General features: G+C 68.7%; 18 protein-coding genes, 1 pseudogene and 1 riboswitch. Of the genes and pseudogenes, 10 read left to right on the forward strand and 9 right to left on the reverse strand.

From position 1 onward, the window contains the following. Nucleotides 1-330: 330 nt before the first annotated feature. Nucleotides 331-657, forward strand: coding sequence for a multidrug efflux SMR transporter (locus AO398_RS18405; RefSeq protein ID WP_058193564.1), 327 nt, complete (start codon nucleotides 331-333; stop codon nucleotides 655-657). A gap of 30 nt (nucleotides 658-687) precedes the next feature. Here the strand turns inward: AO398_RS18405 and AO398_RS18410 are convergent, their stop codons facing one another. Then, nucleotides 688-2,721: a TonB-dependent receptor gene (locus tag AO398_RS18410; protein ID WP_058193581.1), complete on the reverse strand. Its 2,034-nt coding sequence runs from the start codon at nucleotides 2,719-2,721 to the stop codon at nucleotides 688-690. Between the two features lie 238 nt (nucleotides 2,722-2,959). Next, nucleotides 2,960-3,159, reverse strand: a riboswitch (cobalamin riboswitch). 435 nt (nucleotides 3,160-3,594) lie between these two features. On the opposite strand from AO398_RS18410, the gene AO398_RS18415 reads away from it, so the two are divergent. The 3 genes from AO398_RS18415 to AO398_RS18425 all read left to right on the forward strand — a co-directional run bounded on the left by AO398_RS18415 (nucleotide 3,595) and on the right by AO398_RS18425 (nucleotide 5,221). Continuing rightward, on the forward strand, nucleotides 3,595-4,188 hold the full coding sequence (locus tag AO398_RS18415; protein ID WP_058193565.1) for a cell wall hydrolase: 594 nt from the start codon (nucleotides 3,595-3,597) through the stop codon (nucleotides 4,186-4,188). Nucleotides 4,189-4,372: 184 nt separating this feature from the next. Further along, the gene (locus AO398_RS18420; protein ID WP_243960178.1) at nucleotides 4,373-4,600 is read left to right on the forward strand and encodes a hypothetical protein; all 228 of its coding nucleotides are present in this window, start codon (nucleotides 4,373-4,375) and stop codon (nucleotides 4,598-4,600) included. Between the two features lie 204 nt (nucleotides 4,601-4,804). Next, a complete protein-coding gene (locus AO398_RS18425) occupies nucleotides 4,805-5,221 on the forward strand; it encodes a hypothetical protein (protein ID WP_058193566.1) in 417 nt (138 codons plus the stop codon). Nucleotides 5,222-5,563: 342 nt separating this feature from the next. Here the strand turns inward: AO398_RS18425 and AO398_RS18430 are convergent, their stop codons facing one another. Both AO398_RS18430 and AO398_RS18435 read right to left on the reverse strand, forming a co-directional pair. After that, nucleotides 5,564-6,109: a transglycosylase SLT domain-containing protein gene (locus AO398_RS18430; RefSeq protein ID WP_082643338.1), complete on the reverse strand. Its 546-nt coding sequence runs from the start codon at nucleotides 6,107-6,109 to the stop codon at nucleotides 5,564-5,566. Further along, a complete protein-coding gene (locus AO398_RS18435; RefSeq protein ID WP_058193568.1) occupies nucleotides 6,069-6,578 on the reverse strand; it encodes a flagellar hook-length control protein FliK in 510 nt (169 codons plus the stop codon). Before AO398_RS18435 ends, AO398_RS18430 begins: the two co-directional genes overlap by 41 nt. Nucleotides 6,579-6,623: 45 nt before the next feature. On the opposite strand from AO398_RS18435, the gene AO398_RS18440 reads away from it, so the two are divergent. Then, nucleotides 6,624-7,445 (forward strand): FliG C-terminal domain-containing protein, encoded by an 822-nt coding sequence (locus tag AO398_RS18440; protein WP_244498819.1) that lies wholly within the window; start codon nucleotides 6,624-6,626, stop codon nucleotides 7,443-7,445. A 14-nt stretch (nucleotides 7,446-7,459) separates the two neighbouring features. Next, nucleotides 7,460-8,524, forward strand: a pseudogene (gene flhB / locus AO398_RS18445) (flagellar biosynthesis protein FlhB). Between the two features lie 122 nt (nucleotides 8,525-8,646). Here flhB and AO398_RS18450 read toward each other — a convergent pair. Then, nucleotides 8,647-10,794 carry a malate synthase G gene (locus AO398_RS18450; RefSeq protein ID WP_058193569.1) on the reverse strand — a complete coding sequence of 716 codons (2,148 nt, stop codon included), beginning with the start codon at nucleotides 10,792-10,794 and terminating at the stop codon, nucleotides 8,647-8,649. A 156-nt stretch (nucleotides 10,795-10,950) separates the two neighbouring features. Between AO398_RS18450 and AO398_RS18455 the strand changes: the two genes are divergently transcribed. Beyond that, nucleotides 10,951-11,850, forward strand: a complete 900-nt coding sequence (locus tag AO398_RS18455) for a LysR family transcriptional regulator (RefSeq protein WP_058193570.1) — start codon at nucleotides 10,951-10,953, stop codon at nucleotides 11,848-11,850. 304 nt (nucleotides 11,851-12,154) lie between these two features. On the opposite strand, the gene AO398_RS18460 is transcribed toward AO398_RS18455, so the two are convergent. The 3 genes from AO398_RS18460 to AO398_RS18470 form a co-directional block, all read right to left on the reverse strand. Further along, nucleotides 12,155-12,943, reverse strand: coding sequence for a class II aldolase/adducin family protein (locus tag AO398_RS18460; RefSeq protein WP_058193571.1), 789 nt, complete (start codon nucleotides 12,941-12,943; stop codon nucleotides 12,155-12,157). Between the two features lie 824 nt (nucleotides 12,944-13,767). Beyond that, nucleotides 13,768-14,475, reverse strand: coding sequence for a DNA helicase (locus AO398_RS18465; protein WP_058193572.1), 708 nt, complete (start codon nucleotides 14,473-14,475; stop codon nucleotides 13,768-13,770). 222 nt (nucleotides 14,476-14,697) lie between these two features. After that, nucleotides 14,698-15,477: an SDR family oxidoreductase gene (locus AO398_RS18470; RefSeq protein WP_058193573.1), complete on the reverse strand. Its 780-nt coding sequence runs from the start codon at nucleotides 15,475-15,477 to the stop codon at nucleotides 14,698-14,700. Nucleotides 15,478-15,664: 187 nt separating this feature from the next. Here AO398_RS18470 and AO398_RS18475 point away from each other — a divergent pair, with 187 nt between their 5' ends. After that, complete coding sequence (locus tag AO398_RS18475) at nucleotides 15,665-16,351, forward strand: hypothetical protein (protein WP_058193583.1); 687 nt, start codon at nucleotides 15,665-15,667, stop codon at nucleotides 16,349-16,351. A 12-nt stretch (nucleotides 16,352-16,363) separates the two neighbouring features. Here the strand turns inward: AO398_RS18475 and AO398_RS29090 are convergent, their stop codons facing one another. Continuing rightward, nucleotides 16,364-16,546: a hypothetical protein gene (locus AO398_RS29090; protein ID WP_058193574.1), complete on the reverse strand. Its 183-nt coding sequence runs from the start codon at nucleotides 16,544-16,546 to the stop codon at nucleotides 16,364-16,366. 474 nt (nucleotides 16,547-17,020) lie between these two features. Here AO398_RS29090 and AO398_RS18485 point away from each other — a divergent pair, with 474 nt between their 5' ends. Together AO398_RS18485 and AO398_RS18490 are read left to right on the forward strand one after the other, a co-directional pair. Further along, nucleotides 17,021-17,302, forward strand: a complete 282-nt coding sequence (locus tag AO398_RS18485; protein WP_058193575.1) for a hypothetical protein — start codon at nucleotides 17,021-17,023, stop codon at nucleotides 17,300-17,302. Nucleotides 17,303-17,399: 97 nt separating this feature from the next. Then, nucleotides 17,400-17,651: a hypothetical protein gene (locus tag AO398_RS18490; protein WP_201025794.1), complete on the forward strand. Its 252-nt coding sequence runs from the start codon at nucleotides 17,400-17,402 to the stop codon at nucleotides 17,649-17,651. A gap of 16 nt (nucleotides 17,652-17,667) precedes the next feature. Here the strand turns inward: AO398_RS18490 and AO398_RS29700 are convergent. Beyond that, nucleotides 17,668-18,014, reverse strand: a 347-nt coding sequence (locus AO398_RS29700) for a hypothetical protein (RefSeq protein WP_058193576.1), incomplete at its 5' end; no start/stop codon positions are given.

The following is an 18,014-nucleotide window of genomic DNA, read 5'->3' on the forward strand; positions in this document are numbered from 1 at the left end:
ATGGATCGGTATCGCTCTGGATCGTCACGGTCATCGCGCCGTCGACCGGGGTCCGGCGCGCGCGGCGACCATGATGAGGAGGCGTTAACGAAGGGCCAACCCGATCGGACGATGAATTCGGGGCTCGACCGCGTGAGCTCGGCGCGGGGGATTCGAAAATCTTCATCGCTTCGACGGAAAAGGGCTCTCGAAGTCTGGCGGCATCCTATGGGAGGAGGCCGTCCTGCACAAACGGCAGCCCGCCATCCTTGACTGACCGTCTATGCTCACCCGAAGAACTGGCTTTCATTTGAAGCTGGCTCCGTTCCTGCACAAAAGGTCTTCCGCGCGATGAACCCTTTCCTGATCCTCGGGCTCGCGATCGGCGCGGAGGTCACCGCCACCCTGGCGCTGAAGGCCGCCGACGGCCTGACCAAGCCGGGGCCGACCCTGATCGTGGCCGTCGGCTACGGCACCGCCCTGTGGCTGATGTCGAGCAGCATGAACATGCTGCCGATCGGCGTGGTGTACGCGATCTGGTCCGGGGTCGGCATGATCGGCGCAGCACTCGGCGGCGCGTGGCTGTACGGCGAGCCGATCAGCCCGACCATGCTGGTGGGGATCGCGATCATCGCGGTTGGCGTGGCCGTCCTGGCGTCTGGCCAGGGCCAGCATTGAGCCGGCTTCCCGGGGCCGCCTGGGCTGCGCTCAGAAGCGGCCCGCGATGGTGAGGCGCACGGCCGTGGGCTCGACCGGGTGGAACACGCGGTCGATCAGGCCCTCGGCCGGCTCTCCGGGCAGGCGCGAGACGTAGGCGTAGGTGATCTGGTCGGACCGGCTGTTGGTCAGGTTGAGCACGTCCAGGGAGACGCTGACCCCGTTCTCGAAGGCGTAGCCGACCCGGCCGTTGAACAGGGCGGTCGGGCGCGAGCGGATCGAGTTGTCCTCGATCAGGGGGCGCGGCCCGAAATACCGGAACCGCAGGGAGCCGAACCAGCCGAGCGGCTCGCCGAAGGTGATTCCCGCCGACGCGATGGTGGTGGGGGCTTCCGGCACCCGGTTGCCCACCGGATCGAAGTCGGAGAACCGGGCATTGGTGATCGTCAGGTCGCCTTCCAGCGAGAGCCACGGGGTCACCGCGTAGCGGTTGGTCCACTCGACGCCGAAGCGTCGGGTCGGGCGGCTCGGCTCGGTGGTGCCGGTATCGCCCTGGAACAGGTTCTCCGAGGCGAAATCGAGCCGGAACAGCGCTAGGCTGGTCTCCAGACCGGCGATCGAGTGGTTGCGCAGCCCGACCTCGTAGCCGGTCGAGGGCACCAGGAACGGCGCGCGGGCGATGTTGAACAGGGGGCTCGCCGGATCGACGGTGGCGGTCACGCCGCGCACGTCGTTCGAGTGATAGCCGCCGCCGTAATTCACGTAGAGTTCGGTGTCGAACCACGGCCCAAGGGTCAAGCCGAGCTTCGGATTGACGATACCGTCGCGGGCGCGCCCCGAATTGGCCGGCGTGTCCGAGGCGACGCGGGCGGCGTAGCCATCGGCGCGGAAGCCGAGGCTGGTGCGCAGCCAGTCGGTCCAGCGCACCCGGTTGTCGAAATAGAAGGCTCCACTGGTCTCCAGCACCCGGTCGTCGAGCACGCCCGAGCGGTATTGCCGGCGCGTCGTATTGAACAGGCCGACCCGGATGCTGTCGGTTCGGGTCTGTACGCCGATCTCGTTCTCCATCGGCATGCCAAACAGATCGCCCTGAAAGATATGCAGGGCCTCGCCGCCGCCGAGGATGCGCTGGTCGAGCTGGTGGAACTGGTCCCCGTTGACCGGGTCGTTCAGGAAATAGGTGAAGTCGTTGAACAGGTTGAGCTGCGAGCGGATCACGTAGGCTGAGGCCCGGGTCACGCCGGTGTCGTCGGTGCTGCTGAAGCGGCCCGACAATGAGAGGCGGCTCGTGTCGCCGCCATCCGTGGGGTTGATGGTGCCGTAGCGGCCGATCAACCCTTGTGTGACCGCCCGCTCGGGGATCTGATTCGTGGCGGTCCAGCGGCTGGCATAGGCCATGCCGGTGACCGAGAATCCGTCGAGCGCCGTGCCCTGGCTGTAACGGGCGACGGTGCTGATCTTGCGCAGGGCGTCGGGGACCACCCAGGGCCCGTCATAGACCTGCGCGTCAGCGGCAACCAAAAGATTGCCGTCCCCGAGCGGGGTCGAGGCGATGCTCAGGGCCCGCTTGTAGCCGAAGCTGCCGATGGAGGTGAGCGCGAGGTTCTTGGCGACGGTGTCGAGGTAGTCGATCCGGACCGAGCCGGCCGAGGCGAAATCCCCGTCGCGCACGAAATACGGTCCTTTATGGAACTCCACCGCGCCGACGAGTTCCGGGATCAGGAAGTTGATGTCGGCATAGCCCTGGCCGTGGGCATGGGTGCGCATGTTGAGCGGCATGCCGTCCAGGAACAGGGCGATGTCGGTGCCGTGGTCGAGGTTGAAGCCGCGTAGGAAGAACTGATTGGCTTTCCCCTCCCCGCTATGCTGCGTGACGATCAGGCCCGGCACCGCCTCCAGCACCTCGCCGGGACGCGTCACCGGCCGGCTGTTGAGCTGGGCGCCCGTGATCACCCCCGCGCTGGCGGAATCCACGGTCAGGAGCGGGCCGGCGATGCCGGTCACGCCGCCGACATAGCCCGCACTGGCTACGGCACCGCCCCGTGGGGGCGCGGCAGGGTCGGCGGTGACGGAGATCTCATCCAGTGTCGCCTCGGCAGCCGGACCCGGCTTCGATCGGTCCTGGGCGGATGCCGGCGGGGGGAGGATTGCGAGGCAGAGGGCCGTCAGCGCGGACAGTTTGAAGAGCGCGGGGCGGGGGACAGGACGGGACACGGGACCTCGGGCGACGGCAGTGGCACGTCACCGCGAACGAGGCCGTGCCGACCGCGCTTGCGCACGGGCGTCCCGACACCCGCCAGGACACCCCGCCCGGCGCGTTTCGCGTGTGACCACGACTGACGGCAGGTCTCCTGGCTCACGGGTCGCCGCCCTCCCGTCGTCTTCCCGGGCGAGGTGACCCAGTGACGTGGTGACGAGAAGGCTCGCCGCTTACAGTTGCGGGGGCAGCCGCGGCTTCGGGTCAATATCCCTCACCGCGTTCCCTTTTGATCCCCGAAGGGAACCGTCGCGACCACCATCGAACCAAGGTGCAGGCCGCGTCAACGCCCCGGCACCGGTTGGCGGCCGGTGTGTCTCCCGGATGACACCGGGCCCTGGGCTGAGCCTCCTCCCCGCCGCGTCATTTCTCGGACATGCGCGCCGGATGCTATGCCGGGCGGGTCCCGGAATGTCTTTAAAATGCTGACGGGAAACGATTTTTTTACGGTCGGACCGGCGGATTGGCGACGGACATTGCACGCGGCCGAAGGGATCGCGCTCCGGGCCTGCCGGGTCTGTCGGGCCGTCTGCCTGCGCCTGCGATCCGGCGCCCTCGCCGATGGACGGAGGACGGCTCGCCACATCCTCGCCGCGAACGTGCACTCAAGCTTGTGCGTACAACGACGGTGCGAGGCGAGGCCGCGATGGCGCGGGCGTCTCGCACCGAAACGCGGCTGCAGGAGGACGGAGCGCTGATGCATGCAGGGTAGCGAGAGGATTCAGATCGTTTCCGGGCTGGTCGTCCTGGCACTCGCCAGCGGTCTCGGTGCGTGCAACACCGCTTCACCCCTGACCACGGGATCGATCCCCGATCGCAAGCCGTCTATGGTTGTCAGCGATGCCGAGCGCGACTGTCTCGGCCGGGCCATGTATTTCGAGTCGAACCGCAGCGACGAGGGCGGCCTGCTGGCCGTCGGGACCGTGGTCATGAACCGGATGGAAGCCGCGATCTTCCCGGGCGGCATCTGCGCGGTGGTCGGCCAGCCTGGCCAATTCGCCCCCGGCGTGCTCACCAAGCCGATGCAGGAGCGCGATCTTCAGAAGGTCGCCGACGCGGCCGACGCGGTGCTGGCGGGCGAGCGGCACCCGAAGGTCGGGAAGGCGATGTATTTCCACACCGCGGGCCACCACTTCCCCTACAAGAACATGCACTACGTCGCCGTGGCCGGCGGCAATGCCTTCTACGAGAAGCGCGACTCCCGCGCGGCCAGGAAGGAAATGCCGGACTCCCCCGCGTTGCCCACAACGGTCTCGACCTACGCGGCGGTCCCGCCTCTGCCGGCGGCGCAATAGGCCGCTTACGGCCCATGATCCGCAGGCTCTGCCTGATCCGGTCGCGGTCCGGCAAGCTCCTGCCCGACCTCGTGAAGTGTCCGACCCGGTAGCCGGGCAAGTCAGCCGGCCTCGGATCGCGCGTCCGACGCCGAGCGGGTCCCGGTTTCCGCGGCCGGCAGCGAACTTGAGCTGGATCCTACAGTTGTCTGCTGGCATTCAGCTCGGCTCCTGCGCGGCGATGTCAGAGGATGACGGTTTCAGCCGCCTGGTGGAGGCGGTCATCGCGACGCACGCGCTTCTGCTCGCGCACGGCACGCCGACCATGCAACTCCTGTCGCGGTTGCTGCTGATCGAGATCGGCGCCGAGATCGCCCTGCGATCCGATCTGGAGACCGCCGCGAACGACAACCCCGACGATCCGCAGGGTTAGGGCGAACACGGCCGATTCATCGGTCGCGGTCTCGCCGATGTTGTCGAACGCTTCGGATTGAGCGGTACTGGCCGATGAAATGCCATCGCCAGCTGCGGCAAAACTGTTGATCGGTTCCGTCGTCCGAGGGGGCGACATTTACATCGACGGACGAGGCCTTAGCTTGTCGGTCGAAACTACCCACGAATCACGGAATTCCTCCCGATGATCGCCCACAGGGTAGCGCTCGCCAGCGCGGTTCTCATGCTGAGCATCGTGCCGGCGGCCTCTCAGTTGCGCCGCCCGATGACCTGTACGGAGGACGTGTCGGTGAGGCTCGATCCGGTCCCCGCCCCCGAAGGCGCGAAACCGCAACCGCAGCCACAACGGGCGCGGACCTTCTCGCTGGTCTCCAGCGGCGGCCTGCTGACCGTCATCTCTGCCGGCCGGTCCGACTATTACGAATGCCAGGTGGCCTCGCCGCGCTTGAACGAACGGACGCCGCGGAATGCGATCAAATGCCAGAACGGCGTGTATTTTCTTCTGATCGATCTGAACAAGCTGAACTTCGTCGAGGCACAGCTCAATCCGGAAGACCGCAGCGAGATCAAGATGAGCTACGGCAGCTGCCGGACTTTGTAGCTCACTCCATCCGGATGAGGATGTAGGCCGAGACGGCGATGACGACGACGGTGACGGCGAACAGCAGCAGCGTCTTCGCGAAGGGGTTGTCCGGCGGCTCTGGCGCGTCGTTCATGATGCTCCCCAGCCCCGGAAGGATGGTGGCGTCTACCATTCGGCTCAACGTATGAGCAGGCAATGAGCGGCGTCTGCCCAGCGTATTCAGTAATCTGCGCTGTTGGCGCCGACGAATCCGTTGCTTGCCCGGATCCGTGCTTCGGGCCGCGCCGCCGGTGCAGGCAGAGGCTTGGCCGCTCTCAACATGGTCCGGCGTGGCCGAGGTCTCTCCACGACGGCGGGAGATCACCGGCAGAACTGCGTCGCGGCCGGAGTCCATTGTCCGAATCCCGTCGCAACCATGTTGGCGACGACCCGGCAGATATACTGCTTCTGTGCCGCGTTGTTGTTCGGTCCGGCATGGGAGCGGGCCACCGCCATGGTCCAGCTGCCCTCCCGCTTCTTGAGATCCTGGAGGAATTGCGTCGCGTATTGGACGTTCGCGTGTGGGTCGATCATGGCCTCGACCGAGCTGAATTTGCCACCGTGGTAATGGTGGTTGATCTGCATGCAGCCGAGATCGATCAGGCGCACGCCCTTGCTGCGCGCCTCCGCGAAGCGGGCGAGCACGTCCCGCGGTCCCGTCCCGAAATAGGCTGTCCCGGCGATGTTCATGGCATAGGGCTGCAGCGAGCCGCGCTTGCCGGTCTCCGTCAGACCAACGGCGTAGAGCACGCCCAGCGGCACGCCGTAGCGGGCGGAGGCGCGTCCCATCTCGTCCTCACAGACATTCGCTGCCGCCGGGACGGCGCTAGAGATAAACGCCGCTGTCACGAGGACGTACCGCTTCATCCGTCCGTTCTCCTTCGCGTCGTGGGAGGGCTTGACGCTGCGCATCCTGCCGCTGTCTGGCGCCCTCGTTGCCCGGTCGCGCGCCCCCATCGGCGAACGACGAGGCGTTCTGCTGTGAGGCCTGCTGCTGGGAGCCGCCCGACCCGCCCGCATCGGCCGGCCGAGCCTGCGCGACGCTGACTTCGGCCGGATAGCCGCTGTTGCTCAGGAGGTCGGTGAGGATCCCCGTGTCCTTGTGCAGGAGCGCGGCGGTCTCCGGCTGCGAGGCGCGCAGATGCGTCTCGAGCTGGCCGTTCGAGAGCCGCATCTCCACGGTAACGACACCCAGATCCTCCGGCCGAAGCTGGATCTTGGGCATGCGCAGCGGTCCCGCGGGGACGGCGTTGGCCCCCGGATCGGCGGGGAGCTGGCCCTGCGTGGCCGCCGCGCTCGCGCGTTCGAGTTCCTCCTTGATCGCTGTCGCGATCATCGGCAGGGATCCGCCGGGCAGGCTCGTGGCGATCCCGGTCCCATCATGCGGTCCTGCCGACGCTGCGGATTCCTCCGCACGCTCGCCGACAGCAGCAAGGACGGCCCGTTCGACACCCGACACGGCGCGGCCCTGCGCGGGTGCGATCGTCATCGGCGTCGCGGACGCGGCCTCCGCAGCGGCGGCCATGGCGATGGCGCGCCGCGGATCCGGCTCGGAGCGGATCTGGGACTGGAGCATCCGCAGACCGCGGCCCTGATCCTGTCGAAGGTCAAGCCGGGCTGCGCCGCCAAGGTCATGGCCCAGCTGCCGGCGCCCCTGCGGAACGGGGTCTTGCGCCGGATGCTGACGTTCAAGCCCATCGTCGATGGCACGATGAAGATGATCGAGCAGTCGATGCACGAAGACTTCATGATCAACCAGGCCCGCAATTCCGGTGCCGACACCCATGCGCGCATGGCCGACATCATCAACAAGATGGAGCGCCAGGGCATGGAAGAGGTCCTGGACAGCCTCGCGCAATCGCGTCCCAAGTCGGCGGAGATCCTGAAGAGCCTGCTGTTCACCTTCGACGACATCATCAACATGACGCCCCGGGCGCGCACGGCCCTGTTCGATCAGATCCCGCCCGACCGAATCATCCTGGCGCTGAAGGGCACCAGCGGCACCCTCCGCAACGTCGTGCTGGGCGCCATCACGGCCCGCACGCGACGCCTCGTGGAGCACGAACTCGAAGGCGGCGAGCCGGCCGCCCAGCGCGATGTGCTCGAAGCGCGCCGCGCGATCACCGACCAGGCCCTGGAGATGGCCTCCCGCGGCGAGATCGAACTCAATCAAGCTGAGACGGAAGACACCTTCTTCAGCTGAACGGATGGGGTGCGATGTCGGACGAGGACAAGGAGAGCAAGACCGAGGCTGCGAGCGAGAAGAAGATCAGCGAGGCGCTGGAGAAGGGAAACGTCCCGTTCTCACGGGAAGCGACGATCTTCGCCTCGATCGGGGCGATCCTCATCATCCTCGTCTTCGTGGTCCGGGATCGCGGCGCCCTGTTCGTCCAGCAACTCGCCCTGCTCATTGAGCAGCCGCGGAACTTCGCGCTGGCCACCAGTCAGGACGCCGAGCAGCTCGTCGTGGCACTGGCCCTTGCGATGTGGCAGCTTCTGCTGCCCATGTTGGTGATCCTGATGGCGGCGGGTCTCGCCGCCTCGATATTCCAGAATGTGCCGCGCATCGCGGGCGAGCGCATCAGGCCGCAATGGTCTCGCATCTCGCCCGTCAGCGGGTGGAGCCGCATCTTCGGTCTTCAGGGATATAACGAATTTGGGAAAAGTATCCTCAAATTCCTGGCTATCGGCGGCGTCGTCTCTATGATTCTGCGCGCCGACCGACACGAGATCGTGAATATCATGTTCGAGGATCCGATCGGCCTTCCCGAATTGCTCTTGAGCTTGTCGGTCCGGCTGGTTTCGGCGGTCAGCGTGGCGACGATTGCTTTGGTGGCCGGTGATCTCGTCTGGACGCGCGTGAAGTGGCAGCGCGACTTGCGGATGTCGAAGCAGGATCTGAAGGACGAGTACAAGCAGACCGAGGGCAATCCGGCGGTGAAGGCCAAGCTGCGCTCGATCGCGCTGGATCGCGTGCGCAAGCAGATGATGGCGTCCGTGCCCCGGGCCACGATGATCCTGGCCAACCCGACGCATTACGCCATCGCGCTGCGCTACGATCAGGCCTAGAACGATGCCCCGATGGTGCTGGCCAAGGGCAAGGATCTGCTCGCCCTGCGCATCCGCGAGATCGCCGAGCAGCACCGGATCGAGATCGTGGTCGACAAGACCCTGGCTCGGGCGATGTACGACAATGTCGAGATCAACCAGGCGATCCCGGCGGAGTTCTACCGCGCGGTCGCCAACCTCCTCGTCTACGTGATGACGCGCAAGAAGCGCTGAGCGCGCTGCCCGAAGGGAGACCGGTTCGGCGACGAGCGCGCGTCCGATCAAACGCGGATAGCCTCTCCCGATCGCAGCGCGATCGCGAGAGGTTCCGGCGTGCCCCGTCGGAAGCCGAGGCGTCAGGCCTGGCCGCGCTTCGCCTCGCGACGGAAGCGGTGCAGGACGAACTCGGTGTAGCCGTTCGGCTGGGCCGCGCCCTCGAAGACCAGCGCCTCCGCGGCCCGGAAGGCCGGCCCGTCGAAATCCGGGCCCATCGGGCGGTATGCCGGATCGGCCGCGTTCTGGCGATCGACGATGCCGGCCATCCGGCGCAGGGCCTCGGCGACCTGGGCGCGGTCGACGATCCCGTGGCGGAGCCAGTTGGCGATGTGCTGGCTGGAGATGCGCAGGGTGGCGCGGTCCTCCATCAGCCCGACATCGTGGATGTCGGGCACCTTCGAGCAGCCGACGCCCTGGTCGATCCAGCGCACCACGTAGCCGAGGATGCCCTGGCAGTTGTTGTCGAGTTCCTCGCGGACGGCCTCCGGCGCGAACGCCTCCGTGGCGAGCGGCAGCGTCAGCATGGCGGCCCGGGTCGCGGGCGCCCGGTCGCGGAGCTCGGCCTGGCGGGCACGCACGTCGGTCCCGTGATAGTGGAGCGCGTGGAGCGTCGCCGCGGTCGGGGACGGGACCCAGGCGGTGTTGGCGCCGGCCGCCGGATGGTCGCCCTTGGCGGCGAGCATCGCCGCCATCCGGTCGGGGGCGGCCCACATGCCCTTGCCGATCTGCGCGTGGCCCGGCAGCCCGCAGGCGAGCCCGGCATCGACGTTGCCGTCCTCGTAGGCCCGGATCCAGGCGGTGGCCTTCATGGCCTCCTTGCGGACCACCGGGCCGGCCTCCATCGCGGAGTGGATCTCGTCGCCGGTCCGGTCGAGGAAGCCGGTGTTGATGAAGAATAGGCGGTCGGCAGCCGCCGCGATCGCGGCCCTGAGGTTCGCGCTGGTGCGTCGCTCCTCGTCCATCACACCGATCTTCAGGGTCCGCGGTGCCAGCCCGAGCAGCGCCTCGACCCGGACGAACAGCTCCACCGCGAACGCCACCTCGTCGGGCCCGTGCAGCTTCGGCTTGACCATGTAGACCGAGCCGGCCCGGCTGTTGCGGATGGCGCCCGTCCCCTTGAGGTCGTGCAGGGCGATCAGCGCGGTGACCGCCGCGTCGAGCATCGTCTCGGGGATTTCTTCCCCGTCGAGGGTCACGGCGTCCGTGACCATATGGTGCCCGACATGGCGCACCAGCATCAGCGACCGGCCCGGCAGGGTCAGGCTGCCGCCATCGGGGGCCGTGTAGGTCCGGTCCTCGGCGAGCCGGCGCTCGATGGTGCGGCCGCCCTTGGGCAGGCGGGCGACGAGGTCGCCGCGCATCAGCCCGAGCCAGCTCCGGTACACCGCGACCTTGTCGGCGGTGTCCACGGCGGCGACGGAATCCTCCATGTCCATGATGGTCGAGAGGGCGGATTCCAGCACCACGTCGGCGATGCCGGCCGGGTCGGTGCGGCCGATCGGGCTGGTCCGGTCGATCCGGATCTCGATATGCAGGCCGTGGTGGCGCAGCAGGAGGATCTCCGGCGCCTGCGCGGCGCCGGTGAAGCCTGCCAGCGCGGCGCCGTCCTGCAGGGCGGCGCTGCGGCCGCCGCCGAGATCGACGGCGAGCGCGCCCGCGGTCACGGCAAAACCCGTGGCCTCGGCCCAGGTACCCCCGGCCAGGGGCACGGCCGTATCCAGGAACGCCTTGGTCCGGGCGACCACCGCGGCGGCGCGGGCCGGGTTGAAGGCCTGCCCCGGGGCCAGTTCGCCGTCCTGCGGGATCGCGTCGGTGCCGTAGAGCGCGTCGTAGAGGCTGCCCCAGCGGGCGTTGGCGGCGTTGAGCGCGTAGCGCGCGTTGGAGATCGGCACCACGAGCTGCGGGCCGGCGATCTCGGCGATCTCGGCGTCCACATCCGTGGTGGTGACCCGCACCGCCTCCGGCTCCGGCTGCAGATAGCCGATCTCCGCCAGGAACGCCGCGTAGGCGGCCGGATCGTGCGGCACGCCCCGGCGGTCGCGATGCCAGGAATCGATATCGGCCTGGAGCCCGTCGCGCCGGTCGAGCAGGGCCCGGTTGCGCGGCGCGAGATCCCGGAGGATCGCGGCGAAGCCCGACCAGAACGCGTCCGCGCTCAAGCCCGTCCCGGGCAAAGCCTCCTCGGACAGGAAGCGGCGGAGGTCTTCGGCAACGACGAGGCCCGACATGGCGATCCCCTGGGCTGGCGCGCGCTGTTGAGAAAAACTTGAGCGGCGCGTGAAGATTCTTTGATGGCCCAGCGATAGAGCCCTTGGCTCCCGCGAAAAAGGCGCCAAAAGGGATTTGATTCTTTCCGCGGCGTTGAGAATGTCGGCCCCACCGCCATGCAAGATCACAGCGATCTGGAGATTTTCGCCCGGGTGGTCCGGGCCGGCAGCCTGACCCAGGCCGGGTCCGAGCTCGGCCTGTCGGTGGCGGTGGTCTCGAAGCGGCTGAAGCGGCTGGAGGAGCGCCTTTCCGTGCGGCTGCTCCACCGGACCACGCGGCGGGTGGCGCCCACCGATGTGGGCCAGGAATTCTTTCAGCGGATCGCCCCGATCGTCGACGCCATCGCGGAGGCCGAGACCCTGGTGTCGCAGCGGGCCTCCCGGGCGCGGGGGACGCTGCGGGTGACGGCGCCGAGCTCGTTCGGGCGGCTGCACATCGTCCCGCACCTGCGGGCCTTCTTCGCGCTCCATCCCGACCTCGTCCTGAACCTGGAGCTCAGCGACGATTTCGAGCCGATCGTCGAGCGCGGCTACGATCTCGCGATCCGGGTCGGCACCCTGGAGAGTTCCGGGCTCACCGCCGTGCGCCTCGCCCCGGTGCGGCGGGTCCTCTGCGCGCGGCCCAGCTATCTCGACGCGGCTGGGCGTCCCGCCGGCCCGGACGATCTGCGCGGCCATGTCTGCCTGGCCACCGAGAACCAGAACCCGTGGCGCCTGGTCGGGCCGGACGGGCCCTGCACGGTGAGCGCCGCCGGGCCCCTGCGGACCCATTCCAACGAGGTGGTGCGCGAGGCGGTGATCGGTGGCCTCGGCATCGCGCTCCGCTCCACCTGGGACGTGCACGCGGAACTGCGCAGCGGCCTGCTGGAAGTGGTGCTGCCCGCCTACACGGCCGCTTCCCAGGCGGGCATCTATGCGGTCTATCCGAGCCGGGCCTTCGTCCCGGCCAAGACCCGGGCCTTCATCGAATTCCTGAAGCGCTCCTACCGGTCGAGCGCCGCCTGGCCGGAGCCGTGAGGCGCCCTGCCCGGCTCAGCGGCGGGGGACCGAATTCGTGCGACGCCGGATGTGACGCAGGTCCCCTCTCCAGTGCGGGCTAAGATGTTCACATATCGCTGCCGAATGTGGGCCAAGGTTAACCCCAAGCGCCCTCCCTCCCCCGCAGAGGGGGGAGGGAGGGCGTGTGTTGGTCTCGAAGAGACTCTTTTACAGTCGAGAACCGTCCGGACCGTGCTTTTCCTTCCACAAGGGGGAGATGAGCACGTTCCACCCAGCCCGGTTGACGACATCCCCTGCTCTCACCCCGCCATCCGTAGCCGGCTCACTGCGCGAAGTCGGGATCCGTGCGGGCCAGCATCCGCTTGAACGCCGCCCATTCGTTGTCGGGGGCGCCCTGGACCGCGATGCGATCGTAGCCGGCTGCGTATTGCCCCGCGGTCTTGCTTGCGATGGCGGCGGAGGGGCGGGTGATCGGTGCGCCGGCGGCCTGGATCGCCAGCTGCGCCCGGCATGAGCGCTCTAGGTTGTGCATCAGCTTGAACGCCTCGCCGACCGACCGGCCGCAGGTCAGCAGCCCGTGGTTGCGTAGGACCATGACCGGCTTGTCGCCGAGATCCGCCACCAGCCGCGCCCGCTCGTCGAGGTCGAGGGCGATCCCCTCATAGGCGTGATAAGCGAGCCGGCCGGCGAACTGCATCGACCATTGGTTCAGGGCGAGCAGCCCCTCCTCCTGGCACGAGACCGCGACCCCCGCGACCGTGTGGGTGTGCAGCACGCAGATCGCGTCGTGGCGCGCGGCGTGGATGGCGCTGTGGATCGTGAAGCCGGCCGGGTTGATGCCGAGCCCCATCGGATCCTCGAGCACGCGCCCGTCGATATCGACGGTGACGAGATTCTGGGGCGTCACCTCCTCGAAGCGCAGCCCGTAGGGATTGATCAGGAACCGATGGCCCTCCCCCGGCAGCCGCGCCGAGATGTGGGTGTAGATGCTGTCGTCGAGGCCGAGCCGGTGGATCAGCCGGTAGGCCGCCGCTAGGTCGAACCGCATCGCCTGGATCGCGGCGGGGTTGGCCTCTTGGTCCGGGGCGCTGGAATGGGCGGCTGCGATCATGCGACGGCTCCTGGCTTGGTGAGCGAGATCGCCGACAGGGTGCACCAGGGGCCGCTGGCCGGCAATGCGTCGGCGCCGATCGAGGGAATCCGGGATTCACAAGGTCCTGGACCTTGTGCGGGTCCAGGGCGGAGCCCTGGTTCATCGGGGCTCCGCCCCGAACCCCGCCAAAGGGCTCGCCGTTTGGGAACCCCTTCCCCGGTCCGTCCCTTGACAATGTTCCTATTTTGTGCTCATGGTCTCTCGCCCGCCGCGACGCGTCGTGAGACGTCTCGGGGCGCCCATCCGGTCAGCCGCCGGGTCGGCGGCGGTGGGCCGGTGCCTGCGTCTGCCGTCGGCTGCGGCAGGCCCGGGCGCGGGAACGCGACACCCCCCGGCTCGGGCTGGGCGGCGGCCGGCGGAGGAAATGCCAATGGCCGTTCAGAGGCCTGAGGGCGACCCTGTACGGGGCGGTGCGGCGGTTCTGCGGCGCCCTCTACTACGAGGGGGCGTGCGACGAAGGCTCGCTCGGAAGCGCTGAGGGGCGATGAGCACCTCGGGACTGGAACTTAGCGCAGGCGGGTTCCCGCGTGACGGACATCGGACGAAAAAACGGATCTGAATGCGCGGCCGGCCGGTTGGCGGCAGCGCCTTCGATCCGCGGGACGCCGGGAAGCCGGCTCTTTGTGCAACGTTGCGTTCAGGCTTCGCGGCGTCCCGCGTCACCCCGGTTGCGACTGGGTGTTTGGGCCATGCTCCCGGCGGGTTGCCGCGTGGGGTCGATGACGCGTGTCCGGATGCGGCAGCGCGCAAGGAACGGGACACCGTGCCGGGACGCTCCGCGATCAGGCCACGGCGTCGAGACGCACCGTGCCCGCGTGCAGGAAGCACGCCTTGGTGAAGAGGCTCAGATCCACCGGGTTCGGCAGACGGATATCGGAGAGCTGCGGCACGGGCCGGTTCGCGGGGTCGAAGGCGCGGTCGATCTGGGAGAGCGCCACTACGATCGCCGATGTGTCGCGCGCCAGGGTCTTGAGGTCCCGCACTTGAACGTCGAGTTCGGGATTGCTGCGCTTCTGGTCCAGGATCTGGAGATAGTCGATCACCACGAAGCTGCCGCCGCGACCGTCCTGAACCCGGTCCGCGATGTAGCGCGCGCAGATCCGGTCCGAGGTATCGACAATCAGCGGGATCGGCGCGCCCTCCCCGCGCAGGGAGCGGATCCGGGCCTGTACGGCGGCCTCGCTCGATTCGAGGCTGAAGAAGAAGCTGCGGCACTTAGCCTGCGCCGCTCCAAGGGCGAGGCCCAGACCCAGAAGCGTCTTGCCATGCCCGGGGCGTGCACCGAGCAGAACCAAGTCGCCGGGACTGAGAGCCGCAAAGATCCGCTGCGTCGGGCGCGATGCGGGGTGCGACCCGGACAGATAGCTCCAGCTCCGGTAGCCCTCCCGTTGGGCGATCCGGTCGAGGGCGTGGTGGAGCGGCGCGTTCGACCCGCGCGCAAGCAGCTTGGCTTGGCGCCTGAGCCGGAAAATGGGAGCGGACAGAGTCATGCAAGGACCTCCTCGTCCGAGCGATATCCGCAATCCCTCCTGATGCGTGCTCGAACGGAGTCGGCGCAATGCGTGGAAGGCCCTGCATGGGAGATGCTTCCCCGATTCGGAGGGGGGCGGCATGGGCCGTGCCGTCTTGTGATACTGCGCAACCGCGTAGCCGAAGGCAAGCGGACCACGACCGGCCGCGCGGGCGATCGGCGCCTGTTCGCCAGCCCCTGCTCAGAACGTCCCAGGATAGGCCCCGCCATCCATCAGTAGGTTCTGGCCGGTGATGAACCCGGCCTGCTGGCTGCACAGGAACGCGCAGGCGGCGCCGAACTCGTCCGGACGGCCGAAGCGCCCCGCGGGGTTGTCGCGAGCCCGGGCTTCGAGGAATGCCTCCACGCTGGTGCCGGCCTTGGCGGCGCCGGCGGCGGCGTTGCTGCGGATCCGGTCGGTGTCGAACGGGCCGGGCAGGAGGTTGTTGAGCGTCACGTTGTGCCGCACCGTCTGGCGGGCGAGGCCGGCCACGAAGCCCGTAAGCCCCGAGCGGGCGCCGTTCGACAGGCCGAGATGCGCGATCGGCGCCTTCACGGCCCCGGAGGTGATGTTGACGATCCGGCCGAACTTCCGCCCGATCATGCCGTCGACCGTGGCCTTGATGAGCGCGATCGGTGCCAGCATGTTGGCGTCGAGCGCCCGGATCCAGGCGTCGCGGTCCCACTCGCGAAAATCCCCCGGGGGCGGGCCGCCGGCATTGGTGACCAGGATGTCGGGCTCCGGACAGGCGGCGAGCGCGGCGGCCCGGCCCGCGTCGGTGGCGATGTCGCCGGCCACCACGGTCACCGCCGCGCCGGTCTCCCGGCGGATGGCGTCGGCGGTCGCCTCCAGGGTCTCCCGGGTGCGGGCCGTGATCGTCACCGCAACGCCCTCGCGGGCGAGCGCTAGCGCCCAGCCCCGGCCGAGCCCCTTGCTAGCCGCGCATACGAGGGCCCGGCGCCCGCTCAAACCCAGATCCATCGATGCCTCCGAGAACCGGCCCTCCCAGGGAGGGCTTCCGCGAGCGTGATACCGCGCCGAATTCGCAGGCGTCACCCGGGCTCGGGTTGGGAGATCCGCGGGCATGGGATGATCATCTGCCGGGTTCATCCGGAAGTATTACTGAACCCGATGCGATATACGCGATTGACCAGTCATGGAGGTGACCATGACGACACTGCGTACTCCGGTTGTCGGATTCGTGCTCTATATCCTGTCGGCCGGACTGGCGGCGGCGCAGCCGGCCGTCACCGGAACCGGCGGCGATCCGCTCACCACCGAGAAGGCGCCGAACACCACGGCGCTCGGGCAGACCAAGCCGCCTAGCCGGGCCGCCAGCCCGGTCGCGACCAAGCCGATCGAGCGCCGGACGCCGCGCCAAGCCGCGGACGACGCGATCAGCACCCGGATCTGCATCGGCTGCCGCCCGGATCCCGGCACCACCGGCTCCCTGCCGGGTGCCACCGCCTCGGTTGCCCCGATCGCTCCGGCCGCGGGCAAAGGCGACGTGAAGCTCGACGAGCTTCGGACCCTGGCCGAACCCAAGCAGCAATCCGACCTCGACACGCTCCCCCTGGCCTCGGCGCATCGCGAGCAGGCGAGTTCGGCCCAGGAGAGGACCGACGGCCTCTGGCAATCGTGGCTCGTCTCGGTCTGCGCCGGCTGCGGCGATCAGAAGCCGGCCCGGGCGCTGAAGCTCGAGGATTGGCCGAACCGGGAGGCTGCGGCGACCCCGGGCGCGGGCGACCGCAGGCCGCCGCCGACCCCGGTGCGAGCCGCCGAGAGCGCTCCGCACCGGAGCCTCGCGGCGGATCTCTCGCCGGAGAACATCACTGGGATCCGCCGCATGCCCTGAGGGGGGCGGCGCTCACCAGGTGCGCAGATCGCGGCGCGACGGCGTGTCTGGCACCTCGTCGAGGCCGGGGGCCACGAACCCGGCCCAGAGCAGGGCTCCGACGCCGGTGAGCAGCGGGGCGGTGATACTGAGAACGAGGCTGAGGGTCACGGCGGCCTGCTCGCTGGACAGCTTCGAATTGTCCGAATGCAGCAATCATCGCCAGGAAGTGTTGTTTTGACCTTAAGATGATCGGTCGGTTTGGCGGCGTGCCGTGTCTTTGTGCGTGGCGCAAAGCGATTTCGCGCATTACCTCCGAACGGTGCAGGTCCCGGGATCGCTCCGCCACCCCACCGCGGTGACGGCGTGGGACGATGGCGCGCCGACGGCCGGTTCTGTGCGTGCCCTGCCCGCTCAGCCCATGTCGCCCGAGACCTCGGGTCTCGCCGATAGGGGCGGCCCTGTTCGTGTCCGTCGCCCGAACCGGATCGGTCGGGCCGGGGGCACCGGCGAGGCGGGCGAGCAAAGCTCCCCCTCCCGCCGCGCCGGTACTGACCGGCGCGGGGGTTACGCAAGTCAGTAATCTTCGTCTAGCATTCTCACTATGGAGTCGCCAATCAGCGGTTTATACGGAGCGATATAGCAGAGATCGCTTTTTGGCTTGATCCTGTACTGTGTTGAGTTGGCTTCATGGCGACCCTTCTCGCGGATCCGTTCGGCCGTCAGCTCTTGAGCCTGCTCACCGCGGAGTACGGCCTGCCCGGTGATCCCGGGCGGCGGGCCCTCCGGCACGAGCTGCAGCAGCTTCAGCTGCGCGCCGAGGCCGGGAGCGCGCCGCGACCGGTGCGGATGGCGATCCGCGCGGCGCTCTCGGCGCTCCGGGCGGAGTTTTCGGGGCCCTGCCCCGTCGTTCCGGCGGCGGCCGTGCCCGAGTGCCGCGCCGTCGAAGGCGGCCCCCAGCCCGCGCTGTGACGCGCGCAACGGCCGGGGCGCTCGGCACTCTTCATCGGGCTGTTACAACCGAGACTTAAAGCCATCCTGCGCGACATCATCTCGGGAGATAAGGCGGATGCCGGCCCATTATTGTATTAACCCGCTCGATCCCTATGCCGAGCAGGAAGTGCTGGTCACCTACGACGATCATCGGCCGTTCGTGTCGGTCCGGTCGGCGATCGACGAGGACGGTTACGACATCCTGGCCGACCTGTCCGAGGAATGCGTCCGAATCCTAGAGCTCGAGATCGCCGTGTATCACGGCCATAGCGAGCCCTATGCCTGGGCGCAGCATGCGGTCGACGTGGTCGCCGCTCCCGCCGCGTGAGCCCGGCGCGGCCGCGTCAGGGCCGGGTCGGCTCGGCGGCGAGCGCCCCGAACTCGCTGACCATGCATTCGTGCATGCGCCGCAGCCACATATGCGCCTCCGTGGCCCGGGCTTCCGCCCGGTCGGCCCGCTCGGCCGCCAAGCGGACCTGTTCCTCGGCCCGCTCCGCACGGGTGACCGCTTCGCGCATCGTCGCCTCGGCATGGCGGGCCCGGTCCTCGGCCGCCCGCGCCGCCGCATCCGAGTCCCGCACCGCGCGCTGCGCCTCTCGGACCGAGTCCCGCGCGCGCTTCTGCAGCGCGGCGGCCCGGGCCGCGACGCCCCGGACCGCCAGCAGCGAGGCCGACCAATCCTCGTCCTCGG

It is taken from the genome of Methylobacterium sp. GXS13 (genome assembly GCF_001455965.1).
In the GTDB taxonomy this organism is placed as follows: Bacteria; Pseudomonadota; Alphaproteobacteria; order Rhizobiales; family Beijerinckiaceae; genus Methylobacterium.